This window comes from Rouxiella badensis (assembly GCF_026967515.2).
Classification (GTDB): Bacteria; Pseudomonadota; Gammaproteobacteria; order Enterobacterales; family Enterobacteriaceae; genus Rouxiella; species Rouxiella badensis.
Genome location: NZ_CP114062.1, coordinates 919448 through 936305, shown reverse-complemented (window position 1 = coordinate 936305; position 16858 = coordinate 919448). Strand labels below are relative to the sequence as shown.

General features: G+C 49.3%; 10 protein-coding genes and 1 tRNA gene. 7 read left to right on the top strand and 4 right to left on the bottom strand.

The window, feature by feature from the left end:
- Nucleotides 1–2 precede the first annotated feature (2 nt).
- Complete coding sequence (lpxA, locus tag O1V65_RS04470; RefSeq protein WP_269130219.1) at nt 3–791, bottom strand: acyl-ACP--UDP-N-acetylglucosamine O-acyltransferase; 789 nt, start codon at nt 789–791, stop codon at nt 3–5.
- 265 nt (nt 792–1056) lie between these two features.
- Between lpxA and O1V65_RS04465 the strand changes: the two genes are divergently transcribed.
- Entirely contained in the window at nt 1057–2688 is a 1632-nt protein-coding gene (locus O1V65_RS04465; protein ID WP_026110643.1) for a phosphoethanolamine transferase, read from the top strand.
- 6 nt (nt 2689–2694) lie between these two features.
- On the opposite strand, the gene O1V65_RS04460 is transcribed toward O1V65_RS04465, so the two are convergent.
- Nucleotides 2695–3582, bottom strand: a complete 888-nt coding sequence (locus O1V65_RS04460; RefSeq protein WP_084912448.1) for a LysR family transcriptional regulator — start codon at nt 3580–3582, stop codon at nt 2695–2697.
- Between the two features lie 126 nt (nt 3583–3708).
- Between O1V65_RS04460 and O1V65_RS04455 the strand changes: the two genes are divergently transcribed.
- A complete protein-coding gene (locus tag O1V65_RS04455) occupies nt 3709–4215 on the top strand; it encodes a phenolic acid decarboxylase (RefSeq protein ID WP_084912449.1) in 507 nt (168 codons plus the stop codon).
- 46 nt (nt 4216–4261) lie between these two features.
- Here the strand turns inward: O1V65_RS04455 and O1V65_RS04450 are convergent, their stop codons facing one another.
- Nucleotides 4262–5263 (bottom strand): alpha/beta fold hydrolase, encoded by a 1002-nt coding sequence (locus O1V65_RS04450; protein ID WP_026110642.1) that lies wholly within the window; start codon nt 5261–5263, stop codon nt 4262–4264.
- 313 nt (nt 5264–5576) lie between these two features.
- On the opposite strand from O1V65_RS04450, the gene mtfA reads away from it, so the two are divergent.
- The 4 genes from mtfA to O1V65_RS04430 all read left to right on the top strand — a co-directional run bounded on the left by mtfA (nt 5577) and on the right by O1V65_RS04430 (nt 13023).
- Nucleotides 5577–6353 (top strand): DgsA anti-repressor MtfA, encoded by a 777-nt coding sequence (gene mtfA, locus O1V65_RS04445; protein WP_017492668.1) that lies wholly within the window; start codon nt 5577–5579, stop codon nt 6351–6353.
- Between the two features lie 159 nt (nt 6354–6512).
- A tRNA-Asn gene (locus O1V65_RS04440) sits at nt 6513–6588 on the top strand.
- Between the two features lie 927 nt (nt 6589–7515).
- Nucleotides 7516–7983 (top strand): type III secretion system chaperone family protein, encoded by a 468-nt coding sequence (locus O1V65_RS04435; protein WP_017492667.1) that lies wholly within the window; start codon nt 7516–7518, stop codon nt 7981–7983.
- 45 nt (nt 7984–8028) lie between these two features.
- Nucleotides 8029–13023 (top strand): phosphotransferase, encoded by a 4995-nt coding sequence (locus O1V65_RS04430; RefSeq protein ID WP_269130218.1) that lies wholly within the window; start codon nt 8029–8031, stop codon nt 13021–13023.
- 379 nt (nt 13024–13402) lie between these two features.
- On the opposite strand, the gene O1V65_RS04425 is transcribed toward O1V65_RS04430, so the two are convergent.
- Nucleotides 13403–15124 carry an ABC-F family ATP-binding cassette domain-containing protein gene (locus O1V65_RS04425; RefSeq protein WP_192503856.1) on the bottom strand — a complete coding sequence of 574 codons (1722 nt, stop codon included), beginning with the start codon at nt 15122–15124 and terminating at the stop codon, nt 13403–13405.
- 308 nt (nt 15125–15432) lie between these two features.
- Here O1V65_RS04425 and hglS point away from each other — a divergent pair, with 308 nt between their 5' ends.
- On the top strand, nt 15433–16791 hold the full coding sequence (gene hglS / locus O1V65_RS04420; RefSeq protein ID WP_269130217.1) for a 2-oxoadipate dioxygenase/decarboxylase HglS: 1359 nt from the start codon (nt 15433–15435) through the stop codon (nt 16789–16791).
- Nucleotides 16792–16858 lie beyond the last annotated feature (67 nt).

The following is a 16858-nucleotide window of genomic DNA, read 5'->3' as shown; positions in this document are numbered from 1 at the left end:
CCTTAGCGCACAATCCCGCGCGTTGAGCGGGCAAAGAACCGTTCAAAGCAGCTCAGATGCGGATACTCTTTCTGCATCAGCAGCAACGCCGCCTTGACTTCATTCAGCGCGTCACCGCCGTGATAAAGCTGATAATAAAGGACGCGGATCACCTGCCGCAGATGTTCGTCCTCAAACTGGCTCGTCAGCGCGTCTTCATTGACGCTGAGCGCTTTACAGCGGTTGCCCTGTACCCGCGTGAAGGGCGGGACGTCTTGCACAACACACGAATGGGCCAGCACCTGTGACGAATAACCCAAAATACAAAACTGGTGCACGGCAGAATGTTCGTCAACCTGCCCGAAGTCATCGAGCTCAACGTGCCCGGCTAACGCGGCACCCAGGGCGAGATGCACAAAGCTGCCCACCACGCAGTCGTGACCGATATGCACCTGATTCATAAACACGTTATCGTTACCAATCTGCGTCACCCCGGTTCCCTGAACCGTGCCGCGGTGAAAAGTGGCCCTTTGGCCAATACGATTGCGATCGCCGATTTCGAGGCGCGTTGGCTCTCCTGCATACTTCAGGTCCTGATTTATCTCACCGAGAGAGCTGTACCTGTCGATCAGGTTGTCGCAGCCGATGCGGGTGTGCCCGTTAATGACGGCATGGGAAAGCACAACCGTTCCCTCGCCAATCTCGACGTTCGCCTGGATATGACAAAAGGGTCCAATGCGAACGTTTGCGCCGATCCTTGCGCCTTTTTCAATAATGCTGTTTCTCGCCACAATGGCGGAAGAGTGGATCATTTAACGGAACCTTAGTGGAAAAAGACTAATCAAGGAGGGGAGGATAGAGATAAAGACGAGGCAACCCAGCATGCTTTAATTTATTTATTTTCTGAACTTTATGGACATAAAGTTTCATTTAATATTCATTAAGGTTACGTTAACGTTTTATTAAGGCTTTCTTAAGCTTGAGGCTTTAGGGTGTGCCGATTCTGCTTGGTGCCACTCGCACTCCGGCTGATTTTCTTGGGCATATTTGCCGGACCTGAGTTTTTTGGAGACCGTTTTGCGTAATTTCATCCCTAAAATCAGCTATTTTTGGCTGACGTTACTGATTAGCCTGTATTTCACATTTGTCGTTAACTTCCCCGTTCTGCTTCATTTCTATCAAATTTTACATGCGCTGCCGGCGTATAAAATTGGCTTTGCCATCTCGATTCCTTTCGTTCTGTTTGCTGCCCTGAATTTTGTGTTTACGCCGTTTACCTTTAAACCGGTGTTTAAACCTTTCTTTATCATCCTGTTGCTGCTCAGCGGTCTGGCGTCTTATTCGGAGCTGACCTACCACGTGGTGTTTGACCGCAGCATGATTGAAAACATTGTCGAAACGCAGCAGAGCGAAGCCTCTTCCTACCTGAACACCTCGGTGATCGTCTGGTTTGTGCTGACCGCCATTCTGCCTGCCGTGCTGCTGTTCCTGGTGCCGGTCAAGTACAACCAGAGCGTGATTAAACGCCTTGGCGTACGTATTCTGTCTATGCTGGTGTCTCTCGCTATCATTGGCGCTGTCGCGAGCCAGTATTATCAAGACTACGCGTCGGTAGGCCGCAGCAACCGCACGCTTAACGTCGAGATCTTGCCGACCAACTTCCTTTACAGCAGCAGCGAATATTTCTATCACAAGTATCTGACCAAGCCGCTGAAGTTCGAGAAAGTCGGTACCGATGCCAAGCTGGTGCAGAAACCAGGGCAAAAACCGACCTTAATGTTCCTGGTAATTGGTGAAACCGGCCGCGCGCAGAACCAGTCAATGAACGGCTACGACAAGCCAACCAATGGCTTTACGCAGAAAACGTCTGACATGGTGTTCTTTAATCACGTCAGTTCCTGCGGCACCGCGACCGCCGTTTCCGTGCCATGCATGTTCTCCGACATGAAGCGCGTCGACTTTAATAACGACCGCGCTCACGCCAGCGACAGCTTCCTGGACATTCTGCAACGCGCCGGTGTTTCCGTTTATTGGAAAGACAACGACGAAGGCTGTAAGGGCGTGTGCGATCGCGTTCCAAACGTCACCATTCCGACCACCAAAGACGGCAAATTCTGTGACGGTGAAACCTGTTACGACGAAGCGCTATTGGAAGGAATAGACGACAAGATTGTCGACGACGGCAAGAATAAAGTCATCGCACTGCACCTGATTGGCAGCCACGGCCCGGCTTACTATCACCGCTACCCGGACAACTTCCGCTACTTTATGCCGGACTGCGAACGCAGCGATATTCAAAACTGTACCCACGAACAGTTGGTGAACACCTACGACAACACCGTGCGCTACACCGACTACGTGCTGACGCAGGTTATCGCCAAGGCCAAAAAGTATCAGGATAAATACAACGTCGCGATGATTTATCTGTCAGACCACGGTGAGTCGCTGGGTGAAGACGGTCTGTATCTGCACGGCACGCCCTACAGCGTAGCGCCACCGCAGCAGACCCACGTGCCGATGATGTTCTGGCTGTCGCCACAGTATGTGGCCGCGCAGAGCCTCTCACTGAGCTGCCTACAGTCAGAGGCCGCGAAAAATGATTACTCGCAGGATAACCTGTTCCACACCGTGCTTGATGCGATGGACGTTAAGACCTCGGTCATCGATCCGTCGCTGGACATTCTGAAAAGCTGTAAAACGGCGCAGTAATTTTACCTAGCCAATCCGACGCTCAATCTCCGCAACAAAGGCGTTGAGCGTCGGGTCATAACAGTGCTGTGCGCTGTTATAGGTCAGATACAGCGCCGTTTTCCGCAACGAGTTTCCGTCCAGCGCAAGGCGCACCAACTCCCCGCTTTCCAGCCGCGCAGACACCTTATGCAGCGGCACCCAGCCATACCCTACCCCATGCACGATAGCCTCGATTGCCGCCTCAATAGTGGTAAAACTCCAGTTCGCCGTCTCATAGGTTTTGCGCTTTTCATCACGCTGCGAATCGCGGTCAACGATGGTGATTAACGGAAATTGCCCCAGCTGCGAGGCGTTTATCGGTATCTTAAGAGACAGCAGCGGATGCCCGTACGCCGCAATCGGCACAAACTCCACGTCCATCAACCAGCGACTGTTCAGCGTATTTTCAGCAGGCTGCGTGGTGATATAGAGGTCTGCATCGCGCGCCTGTATTTGGCGATCGGTTTCGTTGCGCAGGATTTCGGAAAGCTGAAGCTGGGTATCGGGAAAAACTTTCTGAAAGGCTTTCAATGACAGGAACAGGCTATCTTTGGGAAACACCGCGTCAACGACCAGGCTTATCTGCGTTCTAGCCCCCTGCTGCAACCCCACCGCCCGCGCCTCCAGTTGAATGAAGGCAGAAATCAACGGCTGAGCCTGCGAGAGCAGCGCGCGACCCTGCTCGGTCAGCTCGGCCTTACGGCCCACGATATGCAGCAGCCGCAGTCCGAGTCGTTCCTGCAGGCTCGCCAGCGCATAGCTCACCGACGACTGACTGCGAAACAACACCCTGGCCGCCTCAGCATAGCTGCCTTCGTTAACCACCGTCTGCAAGACGACCCATTGCTCCAACGTGGTGTGGGGGAGTTCCATCGCACAATCCCATCTAAAAATTAGATTAATATCATCGTATATCAGCGTTATTCAATCTAATTTACAAGGTGTAGTTTATTTCCAGAGCCAAAAAAACCTGAATTTATGCCCTTTAAGGAGATAAACATGAGCAGCTTTGATAAAGAAGATTTGAGCGGTTTTGTCGGCAAACATCTGGTTTATACCTACGACAATGGCTGGAACTACGAGATTTACGTTAAAAATGCCAACACCGTTGACTACCGCATTCACAGCGGCATCGTCGGCAATCGATGGGTGAAACACCAGCGCGCCTACATCGTGCGTGTCGCGTCAGAGGTGTATAAAATTTCGTGGACAGAACCGACCGGCACCGACGTGAGCCTGATTGTCAACCTGGGCGATAAAGTGTTCCATGGGACCATCTTCTTCCCACGTTGGGTCATCAATGATCCGCAAAAAACCGTGTGTTTCCAGAATGAGCACATCCCGCAGATGGAAGCCTATCGCGATGCAGGTCCGGCCTATCCAACCGAGGTGATTGACGAGTTCGCAACCATTACCTACGTCCACGACAGCGGTGTGAATAACGAAGCGGTGATCAACTGCCCGGCGAGTGAGCTTCCGGCCGATTTCCCAAAAAACCTACGTTAATATCCTGCCAAAAAGAGAGGGAACCCGTCCCTCTCTTTATTGCCTTCTAGCGCAGCACGTTAATCAGCGACTGATTAAACTTCTCAGGCTCTTCCATCTGCGGCGCATGCCCTAATCCTTTGAATTCAATCAGTTTCGCATGCGGGATTAATTTCGCTGCCTGCTTGCCAAGCACGTTGTAATGACCCAGGCGCGCCTTCACCGCAGGCGGGGCGATATCGCTGCCGATCGCCGTAGTGTCTGAGGTGCCAATCATCAGCGTGGTCGGCACGCGCAGGTTTTTAAACTCGTAGAATACCGGCTGAGTGAAGATCATGTCGTAGATAAGCGCCGAGTTCCACGCCACCAGCTTGTGCCCCGGCCCGTTGTTCAGTCCCGCCAGCATGTCCACCCAGCGGTCGTATTCCGGCTTCCATTTGCCAACGTAATAAGTCTTCAGCTCATAGTCGTGAATGCTCTTGGCAGAAAGTTTCAACTCGCGGTCGTACCACTGATCCACGGTGCGATACGGCGCGCCCTTGGCCTTCCAGTCTTCCAGACCGATAGGGTTAACCAGCACCAGCTTTGAGACCTGCTGCGGATACATCAGCGCATAGCGCGTCGCCAGCATGCCACCGGTCGAGTGGCCGACGATTACCGCCTTGTTAATCTTTAGGTTTTTCAGCAGCTCATGGGTATTGGCCGCCAGCTGCTGAAAGGTGTATTGGTAATGCTCAGGCTTGGTCGATGAGCAGAAACCAATTTGGTCAGGCGCCACGACGCGATACCCCTGGCCCAGCAACGCCTTGATGGTGTCGCCCCAGGTCGCACCGCAGAAATTTTTGCCGTGCATCAGCACCACGGTCTGGCCGTTCTGCCGGCCGACCGGCTTGACGTCCATGTAGCCCATTTGCAGGGGAACGCCCTGAGAATTAAAGGAAAAGTGTTGGAGGGGATAAGGATAGTCGAACCCCTGCAACTGGGGGCCGTAAGACGGTGTATCGGCCGCCATCGCGACGCCTGAGGTCAGTGCCAGCGCTAAAAGAGAGGCGGAAAACCGTTTTTTCATCGAAAAGAGCATCTAAAATTCCCTGATAAATAGCCAAACTGAGGCATAAAACACGGATATTAAGGAGTTTAGCTTAAGGATTGAATCAGAAATCGTAACATTTTTCGTTTTCCCGCCGCTTTCCGCCCGCATTCCTGTCATGAAAAGAGCGCGTAAATTGTGAGAAACTGCTACGACGAAAGCAATAACGTGAGCTACGTTTGATAAGATGAACGCTCAAGTAGCATATGCTGCCGTTACTGGTACCATCCTTCGGGTTTTGGGCAACTACCCTTTATAACCTTTTGAATGTTCACACTTTGCGAGCAAGATGATGATCAAGTGGCCGTGGAAAAGTAATGAACTTAAGATTGATAAAAGCGAAGTCTGGCAGCAGGCGCTAGATATCCCGCTTTTTTCTGATTTTAATAACCATGAACAGCAGCGGCTCATTCGCGTTGCCACGCACCTATTGCAGCACAAGCGGCTCATGCAGCTTCAGGGGCTTGCGCTTGACGAAACCATGCAGGCCAGAATCGCACTGCTGTTTGCACTGCCGGTGATGGAGCTCGGCGCAGAGTGGCTCGACGGTTTCCATGAGATTCTCCTCTACCCCACCCCTTTTATTGTCGACACCCCTTGGCAGGACGAAAACGGCATTGTCCATTCCGGTACCCAAGTGCATGCGGGCCAAAGCTGGGATCAGGGCCCTATCGTGCTTAACTGGCTCGACGTGCAGGACTCTTTCGACAAGTCAGGCTTTAATCTGGTTGTCCACGAGGCGGCACACAAGCTCGACATCCGCAACGGCGGCGAGGCGACCGGCATTCCGCCTATTCCCCTGCGCGAGGTGGTCGCGTGGGAGCATGACCTGTTCGCAGCAATGGAAAATTTGCAGGAAGAAATCGACATGGTAGGCGAAGAAGCTGCCAGTATGGACGCCTACGCCGCCACCGACTCCGCCGAGTGCTTTGCCGTGCTATCGGAATATTTTTTCAGCGCCCCTGAACTGCTTTCGGAAAGATTCCCGCTGGTTTACGGACATTTTACCCGTTTCTACAAGCAGGACCCGCTGATGCGGCAGATGCGCGGCAGGCTGGCGGACTGTTAATATCTTTGCATTTTAATATCTCTGCATTTCACGGGAAAAACCCTATAAAACGCCACCAACGCACTATTCTGCTCAGGAGATGAGCAGTCGGACGCAGGAACGCATTTTCGCGTTGACACTCCCGCTCTCGCTGGATACTATGCGCCCCGTTCACACAATTCCTCTGTAGTTCAGTCGGTAGAACGGCGGACTGTTAATCCGTATGTCACTGGTTCGAGTCCAGTCAGAGGAGCCAAATTTAGAAAAGCCCGCACAAGGAAACTTGCGCGGGCTTTTTGCTTTTTGGGGATTATTGAATCCCTGGCAGATTTAGATTTTATCCATAACGATGTCGTGTTGACGGTGTTGAAGGTATAGCGTCAATGCTTTCAGCCAGAAGTCGATATAGATTTCGAGCGGTATACGAAGCCGTCAGAGATCTGCCACAGGCTGTAACAGATCAAACTCTGGGTTTTTTCCCGTGTCAAAAACTGAAATACCGCGTGGTTTTACCGGCTCCCTTGGGTACATCCAGAGCAACAAACAGCTGACGATTCATTCTTTAAATGACGGTTGATATACGGTTCTTATAAACGCGTCAGCGCGAATCGGATAGAGGGCTATTATCAACAGACACTGATAAACATTCTGGCAATGGTTCTAACCCACTCGTTTAAAAACCCAGGATCACAGCCGTTTATGGTCATAGCCCATATTAAGGCATGACTAATATCGCGATGTATTAATTAACGGGGCTTAGGGTATTTCATCTCGCTTGTTAATGCTCATATTCGTCAGCAACGTGCTGAGATTCTTAGATTACTCGCCGATATAATCAATCCCGTCTGAGTAATGATCGGGCTTTTAAGACGCGCTTCCAAACAGTCACTGACAAACCATTACATTACTAGATGTAAAAATCTATAAATTTTAGTTTGTTTCAGATAAACCCCGCCTCCTGCATTACATAAAGTTCTACCTAATTAGTCTTCAACACTACATTAGGAAATGTCATGAAATATTCAAGGAACGAAATCTCTAAAACCCGTGCCTCAACGGCTCTTTCAGGAGTGTGTGCAACCTCATCCACAAATCCGCTGAAAACTACATTATTGCATGAGCTTGCGATTGATGGTTTTTCGTTTAAAGCCTCCAGCCCTACTATCGATGGGGCTTATCCACTATGACACGGATGCTTATCCCCACGCCGGTAAAACAGGCAACCACGGGCAACACTGCCTTGCTAATACACCGGATTAATCAGGTTCTTAAAGACATCCTCAAGGGAACCGGAAAAACCCTCGGCAACCTTTCCGTAGAGGCTGGCTCAAAAGTAGTATTTGAATTTCACAACGTTCCTCCCATCACCCTTTCCTTGAATGAAGGACACATCTGGCTCCAGACGCCGCTTATCTGGAGGGACGAGTTGCATTTTGCTAAATCTGCAGGTGCCCTTCTGGAGGTACTGCAGTATCCGCTGCCGTGGGTAGTGACCGACCAGCCAGTGCTAGGTCTTCGTGGCCGGGAGCTGCGGGCGCTGGTTGATGAATCGTGTTTCGTCATTGATACCCGGTTCGGAGAACTTCTCGACGCCTTTTATTTACGCAGTTGCCGTCTGCAACAGTGCGTAGGCGAATACTCCAGGCCGTAAATCTGCCAGTCCCTTCCCCCATTTTAATAAAAAAAAGAGAAATACATGAACGAAGTTAACCTCCGCCGTGCGGATGTCTCCACGCAGGATACCCACACCACTCAAGCTTCCAAAATAGAACAGAACAGACAGCTGGCGCATGCCGAATCTTGGATGGATAAGCTGTCATCGGTGTTTTCGAAGGCAGTAGCTTCATTTACCAATCCACCGGTAGACGAGGATAAAGCAATGAAACAGCTGAATGATTTGTTTAAAGAGCTCAAAAATGATGCCAAAAGCCCGCTTACCGGTGGAACAGAACATTCGCTGAGTTTAAAAATCGAAATGGCTCTGAGGGAGCACAAAACAGAAGCGCAGACCTCGTTATCTGACCCAGCAACCTTACTGCGTAAGATGTTAGCAGAGGAGAATCTGATTAAGGTTTCCGGTGGGCATTGGTTCGATGGCCTGCATCTTGACGTCGGGATGGATCATCTGTTCGCGCGCATTGTAGGAGCGAATCCGAAGGATGAGAAAGCGATGGCGAAAATTGAACGCATGAATCTGGAACAAACAAAACCCGCCTTGTATCAATGGTTATCAAAAGAGGTTTATGCGGCCGTGGCGAAGGGAACGCCGTCCAAAGCGGATATACAGAAAATCGGCATGTCATATATTAGCAGTGCCGGCGTCGGCATGGCGCTCGGAAGCCTGGGGCCAGTGGGCACCGGTCTGTCAATCGCCTGGTACAGCTGCCAGATTTTAAAGCAGCTCAGTCAGGAAGGCCTCATGAATACGGTCAACTCCCAGATGAAGGCCCAGCTGGATACGTGGATGGGGGCGAAAATGGCAGGAGGGGTTGTCTCTGCCGCGGATGACCTGGAACTCTTTACCCATCTTGGAGACTGGTTGAGCGGAATTACCCCTGAGAGTATGGCTGGCAGAATGAACACCCACCAGCCTGGAGCAACGATGGCTGATACCGGAGGAAAGGGACCCGAACTTACGTTACTGACTGCGCCGACAATCAGTGGAGGCGAGAAGGTCGCCAAGAATGTAGATGCCGAAGGCTGGATAGCAAACAGCGTGCTTAACTGGGAAAATACGGACGTCGCTGAAAAGATGCTGATGAAAATAAAAACCTGTTATGAATTCCTGCTTCCGGAACAAGATACAGCCCCAGAGGTGTGTTCAAGCTCGCCCAACAGTGCAAATACTACCGCTATGGCACCGCCAACCAAGATGGTGAAGAGTGTCGTGGAAGAGGGAATGGCGGAGAAAATACGCGTACTGGACGGTGAGGGGAAGTTGAAACAACGCTTACGGCTGGCCAACGCTGACACTCCCGTTGAACTTTCAAATGCCAAAGTGCCAAATAAGATGTCCGGCACGGTAGCTACCACTGTCGCACCTTCGAGGTTTCAGCTTAGACCCGAGAAATCTTCGGGCGGAGAAACAGCGGTCTCCCCGACAGGAAGCAAAATAGAAAACACGGCAGAAAGAACCAATGCGGCTTTGGCAAAGAAGCCTGACGAGGAAATGCTGTTGCAAGAAATAGGCCGCAGTTTTGTATCGCCGAAGGATAATTTGCAGGGTGTGAAAATAGTCCCAACAGGTCCGAGTTCTGTCAGCAACATGTTGACAACCCTGGCAGTCACTCTGGTGGCGGGTAAGGCAGCCGGAGCAGTAGCTTTCATGGCGCAGCAGTTTAAGACGGCCGAAAGCAAACCGACCTCTCTGTCGGAATTAGCAAATAAAAAGCCTGAGCCGGAAAATCTCTTTGTTGCTAATAAACCAATAATTTATCAGGCACTCGACTCTCTTTCCGACAATGTGATACGAACTGCCTTGGCAGAACATCCTCATGAATTAAATGAGGACAAGTTACATGAGCTTTATTCATATGCAAAAGAGGACTATGCAAAAATTATCATTAAGGGGATTGCCTTTATTGCCGAAAATTATGTTGATAGTAAAATTATTAAGGCGATTCAACAGGCAAGAGTAAGTGCTAACCTAACTGATGACGTTGCATTGGTCGATATGTTAAAAGATAAGAAATTTATCGTGGAAATTTCTAAGATGCTAGCGAAGGGAGAGTTTGAACATCCTTCTCTTCAGGCCTGCAATCTGGAAAAACTAATGGAGCCCATCCTCTCCAGAACACCAGTAATGGCATTTGATGTAGAACTTGGTTTGAATTCAGAGTACTCAACCAGGTTAACAGACAAAATCGACAGCTATTTCTTCCCAGATGGCGGAGCAGAAGTGAAACTGGCTGCGATGAAAGCTATTAACGAAAAAATAAAATATTCGATAATGCAGGTGTGTCAAAATGAATATTCTAAAATGCATGAGGGCGTATCGAATCAACACATTTTTAACAAGTTTGGTATGAACGACTATGAATATTGGTATACGGCGAAGGGTGCAGCCAACCAAGTTCAAGACTTATCGAGTTCAATTACAGATGCAGAACTGAATAGATATATTTTATCTGCGGCGAATAACACTGGGAATGGAACTCCTATTCCGTTAAATAAATATGCTGAGCTTGTTGAAAGTTTTAATAATGTAAAAGCCAACACCGTAGACTATTTAAAGAATTATAATATCAATACTTTGGTAGATGAAATTGTCCTGGATGAGATAAGGAAAATACCCACACTACAAAATGCGAATCTTGATGATATAGTATCGATAAACGATCTTACTAAAAAAAAGGATTTGAGTTTAAAAGAAGTCGCGCTAGGTGACATATTTAGAAATTATCCTTCTTCTAGATATATAGCCATCTTTAGTAAGGCCGACGAAAATAAACCCTATCACAAACACGATGTAAACTTAAAAGAATCATTGATAAAGCTTGCGGATCGCGTTGAAGTCAGACTTGAAAAAACCATTAGAAATAATTTATCTCGACCTGACGCTGAAAGTGTAGTGAAGAATTTTATTGGGATTTCATTTAAGACTCAGCTAATAGATTACATGAAAAAGGCGTCTGTAGAAGACTCACGAGAGTTCGGCCCTGCCATTAATGATATTCTCGCAGGAACAACGAAACCTAAGTTAATGGCAATGCTGGAATATCCAATGTCTAACATCATTGCACTAAAAGGAATAGGTGATCGCTATCTTGCTGTCTCTACGTTGACACAAGAATCTAAGATCATACCAAACAGACAGGGATTGGAAAATGACCAGAGTTTACAAAATTGGTTATTACACCACTTGTCTTTCTATGACTCTCAAAGAAATATGGTTAAAACGTCTTTCACGCCAAAAATGCTCGATCCTTTATATGGTATCACGCATTATGAATACCCGGTAAAATATAGTGAAACGGGTGATTACACGTCAGACTTGACTCAGCGTCATATTGACAGATTGAGATCCGATCCGGATGTTTTAATAAAAACTCACTTTGAACAAGAAGTTGATACTATTCTTTCCGCAGGTATCGGTGCTCTAGGGTTTCTGTCAGTGGGAGTGATACTCACACCGGCCAGCGCACTGGGGGCATTTTGCTCAGCGGCCATGGGTATGGGTATTTCAGCGATGCAAGTTGCGAAGTACTTTGTAGCAGATACACCAGATGAAAAGATGGATGCGTTGTTTGAAGCAGTAATGAGTGGTGTATTTGATACGGCTCTAGAGATAACTCAGGCGATAAAACTCTTTCGACAGCAGATGTCATCAGCGCTAAAAAGTGGTTTGAAGAATACACCCAATAATTTCAGTCTGCCAGATTCAAAAATAAATATTGCACCTAAACCCGCAGATTATAGAAAAGCGAAACCTATTGCTGAAGGAACAGCGGCAAAAATTTACAGTATAGACGATTACCTGATTAAAGAATTTAAGCGCCCCTTGAAAGAAGGTGACTTCTCTAAAGATCATTTATTATTAAAACAATCAAAAACAAACAGTTATTCGGGGGCATTGCGTGAGGCAAATAATAATGCCGTAGCATTCAACCGTCTTTACGGAGAGGGTTCATCCGTCGTCTTCATTGATAATATTGGAGATTCTAAAATTGTTTCGATGAAAATGCCTAAAATACCGGGTGAATCTTTACAATCCATTCTAAAGAATGACAATTTACAACAAATGAAAAATATCAGGAAATCACTGAGTGATGAAAATACTATACAGTCTATAATAGATCGTACACTTGCTGATTTGAAAAAAAATGGTATTATGCATGATGATATCAATCTTGCAAATATCATGTTCAATCCAGAGACTGACAAATTCACTCTGATAGATTTTGACCGTGCAAGAATAAGCCCTAAAAAGGATGGACTGATCCCAGAACTGTCTGCTTCTCAGATGAACCCGATGGAGAAAAAGTTTAAAGCTGATTTAAATGAATTTAAACGAAGTATTGATAAACTCGAGAAACTAGAAAATAATTCCATCAAATTGGATTTCGATAATCTGGACAGGAACCGAGATTTGATCAGAACCTGTTCCCCTCTTATAACGGCCTCCAGACAAACACGGGGAGTTTTATCCTGTACAGAGCCAAGCCCTGATTTTTTAAAACTTCCGCCTTTGGTTAATGACAGAGTACAACTTATCGATGCTGAATTCGATCGACTAAACAAAGCACTTGTAAGTCGCGATGCCAAACCTACAAATCACAATGACATTTTCACCACTACTGTAACCACCCTCAAGGACCTTGAAAGCTTAAAAGACCCAAACTATCAAGCCAAATTTATATTTGTAAAAAATGCCAAAGGCAATCAGCAACTAATTATCGGCGGCATTGGTAAGAAAACTGACGTAAAAACGATTTCCCACCCTTCTTTGCTAACAGAAATAACTATTGATAATAGTAATTTGGAGATACAATCTGCTGGATACATAGGTATGACAAAAAAAGGCGTCGCTTATTTACTCAATACTTCAGGACACTATAAACCCACTTACGACCATTTACGTTCAGCTCAGAATTTTCTTAAAGAGGTTGTGGGTGTTGAAAATGTCCATAAAGTTGAGTCCTTCACTATTAAACACCAATGGCTAAAAAGGATTGATAAAGTCTTTCTTTGATTACCAGGAAGAACATAATAGTTAAAATACTAAATTTATTTCTGGCCGGATATTGAAAGCTTGAGAGTTATCGTTTTCCCAAGGTGTCGAACCCTTATAAAAAAATGCGCTAACTCTCATGACTCATACTAATAAGCCCTTAATAGAATATTGGATCGACATTTTTATTCCTCAATTTACAAATACCTATGGTTGGGTAAATTTGAGACGCTGTTAAATCTGCAACAGGATGAGCGGTACCAGTGACTCGCACTCAAACGACATCACAAATGATAATCATTATCATATCAAGCCAATATTGGCATCAAAACAGGCACTCCCTCCCCTCAAAGAGCAGAGGAGGGAGGTTGCTGCGGCAGGTCGAATACCTACCCTAAAACTAACTCAGCGCTAATTTCTGCATAACCGCCGCAATATCGGCCCGCAGTTTCTGCTGTAACGCCGGTTTTTGGTGTTTCGCCTTGCGCGCCAGCTCATCCTCAAGCCTCTGCTCTAGCTCACACAGCCGCGCCAGCAGCAGATCCTCACCGGAGAGCACGGCCTCTTCGCCCTGCTCCATCGGCGTTGGCGGTTCGGGTTGATTCAGCGTTTTGCCTGCCAGCAGCTGATACACCGGCTCAAGCTGATGCCACTCCTCGAGGCGATGGTCGTGCACCAGCCAGAAGCGGTTGCAGCCATTTTCGATCAACGTTCGATCGTGGCTAACCATCAATACCGCGCCCGGAAAATCCCTCAGCGTCTGGGCCAGCTCTTCCTTGCCCTCCATGTCGAGGTGGTTAGTGGGCTCATCGAGCAGCAGCAGCGAATAACGTGCCAGCGTCAGCCCAACGAACAGCAGGCGCGACCGCTCTCCGCCGCTCAGCGAAGCCACCTTTTGCTGATGACGAAGATACGGAAAACCAGCGCCAATGAGCGCCATCTTGCGCCGATCGTCGGTTAAAGGGGCAAAATTACCGAGCGCATCGCATAGGCTATCGCTGTCGCGAAGCTGATGCAGATTCTGGTCGTAATACCCCACTGCCGCACGGGGATGCCAGCTGATACCGGATTCAGGTTGAGTGAGCGATCGCCACAGCAGGCGCAGTAGCGACGACTTACCGCAGCCGTTACGCCCCATCACCGCAACGCGATCGCCACTTTTCACCCGCAGATTATCGAGGGAAAACAGCGCGGCGGCGTCGGGCGCTGGCGCAACCTCCAGCGTTTCCAGTGCCAGCACGCGATCGGCGTCGAGACTTTCGCCCTGCAACTCTAGCCGCCAGGCATTGGCCGCCGCCAGCGGAGTCTGGTCCTCTTTCAACCTGTCGACCTGTTTCTCCATCTGCTTAGCCTTGCGGGCAAACTTTTCGTTGTCATAAACCTTGCCCCACAGCGCCAGGCGGCTGGCGCTTATCTCAACGCGGTCAATTTCTCGCTGCTCGGCCTGGCGGCGTTCCGCGTCGGTGCTGTCGCGGTGTGCTAACGCCTCGCGTGCCTCACTGCAACGTAGCCCGAAATAGTGCAGCGTCTTGTCACGCAGGATCCAGGTACAGGTCGTTACGCTGTCGAGCAGCGCCACGTCGTGCGAGACCAGAATAAAGCTGCCGTTCCATTGGCTTAGAAAATCGCCCAGCCACAGCAGCGTCGGCAGGTCGAGGTGGTTACCAGGTTCGTCGAGCAGCAGTAAATCCGGCTCGAGAATCAACGCTCTGGCGAGCATCAAACGTGTGTGCTGTCCTCCACTGAGCGTCGAAACCGTCTGGCCCCAGCAGGAAGGCGTAAAGTCCAGCATCGCCAGCAACCGCTCGGCGCGCCAGCTCTCGGCAAGCCGCTGATTCTCGGGAAGCCGGTCAAGCACCACCGCCAATAGGCTAAGCGCCTTCAGGGACTCGGGCAGATGCTGTTCGATGGTCGCCATCAGGCACTGACCGGCGCGGGTCACCGAACCTGAGCTCGGGCTGAGATGGCCATTAAGAAGATTGAGAAAGGTACTTTTACCGCTGCCGTTATGGCCGATTAAGCCAACGCGATCGCCTTTTTTAAGCGTAAACGAAACCTCAGTCAGCAAAGGACCGAAGGCAGTCTCATAAGAGAGTGATTGGGCAGATAATAGTGTGCTCATTGCTTTTTCCAGAATTACAGGCATTAACATGCCCGTCGTCATTAAAACGCTGACGACAACCCGGAAAGCCGAGGGAAGTACGAGGTTAACTCGTATTTAACTCTTTAGTCGTTTCCGCTCAAGCAGGGTTATCGCAGCACGAGGCCGGATACGCTTGAGCAAGGGCGATTACCAAAGAAGTGTGAGTATTCAATCAAATCACACAACAGCATGGGGTTTCCTCCTTATTAGTCTCTGGTTTAACAATGTTTTCAGTGTATCTTGGAGTGATTAACAGTCAACTTTGATAAAGGGATAAGGTGAACGAGATGGAAAAAAATACGATTTCACAGGACCAAATCCGTGACCGTTTTTCGAAAGCCATGTCACGTATGTATCAGCAGGAAGTGCCGCAGTACAGCACGCTGCTGCAAATTGTTAAGGACACCAACGCAGACTATTTGCGCCAGCACCCGGAAACCTTTTCTCATCAGGTGAAGGACTCGGAGCTTAACCGCCTCGACGTAGAGCGGCACGGTGCGATACGCCTCGGCACGGCCGAAGAGCTCGCGACCATGAGGGCGCTATTTGCGGTGATGGGCATGTCGCCGGTCGGCTACTATGACCTCTCCGCGGCCGGTGTGCCGGTGCATTCCACCGCGTTTCGCCCTATTTCCGAAGCCGCGCTGCGGATAAACCCTTTCCGCGTATTTACCTCGCTGCTGCGCCTTGAGCTGATTGATAATCCTGATTTAAGAGAAAAAGCGCGGCAGATTCTTGCCGCACGCGACATCTTCTCCCCCCGCGTGCGCGAACTGATTGCGGTGAACCAGCAGCATGGCGGGCTCACTGACGCACAGGCTGACGAATTCGTCGCCGAAGCGCTTAAAACCTTCCGCTGGCACAGCGACGCGTTGGTCAGTCTGGATACCTACAACGCGCTGCTCGAACATCATCGCCTTATCGCCGACGTGGTGTCATTTAAGGGACCGCATATCAATCACCTGACGCCAAGAACGCTGGATATCGACCAGGTGCAGCGCAAAATGCCCAAATACGGCATCTCGCCGAAAGAGGTCATCGAAGGACCACCGCGCCGCAACGTGCCAATTTTGCTGCGCCAGACCAGCTTCAAGGCGCTCAGTGAGAAAATAACCTTTACCGATTCGGCAGAGGGGCAACACACCGCCCGTTTTGGTGAAATCGAGCAACGCGGACTGGCGCTCACGCCGCAGGGTCGTGCGCTGTACGACAAACTGTTGCTCGAGGCCTCGGGTTCCGACACCTCAAAAGACAATGACGCTCACCAGCGCCACTTCGAGGCCGTTTTCTCCGCCTTCCCGGATGACATCGAATCTTTACGCAAACAAGGGTTGGGTTATTTTAGATATGCGCTCAAAGACGGGGCTACTCTCGCCGCCGCACAGCGCACGAGCGACACACTCGACGAGCTGATTAAACAGGGCAAGGTCAGCGTCACGCCGATTGTGTATGAAGACTTTCTGCCGGTCAGCGCCGCAGGGATTTTCCAGTCGAATCTCGGCAGCGATAAGGGCGCGGTAAGCAGCGGAAATCCAAACCAGGCGGCGTTTGAACAGGCGCTTGGCGCGGCAGTCATTAACGAGTTCTCGCTGTATCAGGCGATCGAGCAAGCTTCGTTGAATGCGATATTCAATCCGACATCGTGACGGTAAATTGTATTTAGCTAATAAAAGCGGAATAATGTACGGCGGCCAAAAAACCGTATATTCCTAT

What these genes read in the sequence shown, in the direction of transcription:
- lpxA (WP_269130219.1), bottom strand. Translation starts at nt 791, where the DNA reads ATGATCCACTCTTCCGCCATTGTGGCGAGAAACAGCATTATTGAAAAA.
- O1V65_RS04460 (WP_084912448.1), bottom strand. Translation starts at nt 3,582, where the DNA reads ATGGAACTCCCCCACACCACGTTGGAGCAATGGGTCGTCTTGCAGACG.
- O1V65_RS04455 (WP_084912449.1), top strand. Translation starts at nt 3,709, where the DNA reads ATGAGCAGCTTTGATAAAGAAGATTTGAGCGGTTTTGTCGGCAAACAT.
- O1V65_RS04450 (WP_026110642.1), bottom strand. Translation starts at nt 5,263, where the DNA reads ATGAAAAAACGGTTTTCCGCCTCTCTTTTAGCGCTGGCACTGACCTCA.
- mtfA (WP_017492668.1), top strand. Translation starts at nt 5,577, where the DNA reads ATGATCAAGTGGCCGTGGAAAAGTAATGAACTTAAGATTGATAAAAGC.
- O1V65_RS04435 (WP_017492667.1), top strand. Translation starts at nt 7,516, where the DNA reads ATGACACGGATGCTTATCCCCACGCCGGTAAAACAGGCAACCACGGGC.
- O1V65_RS04430 (WP_269130218.1), top strand. Translation starts at nt 8,029, where the DNA reads ATGAACGAAGTTAACCTCCGCCGTGCGGATGTCTCCACGCAGGATACC.
- O1V65_RS04425 (WP_192503856.1), bottom strand. Translation starts at nt 15,124, where the DNA reads ATGAGCACACTATTATCTGCCCAATCACTCTCTTATGAGACTGCCTTC.
- hglS (WP_269130217.1), top strand. Translation starts at nt 15,433, where the DNA reads ATGGAAAAAAATACGATTTCACAGGACCAAATCCGTGACCGTTTTTCG.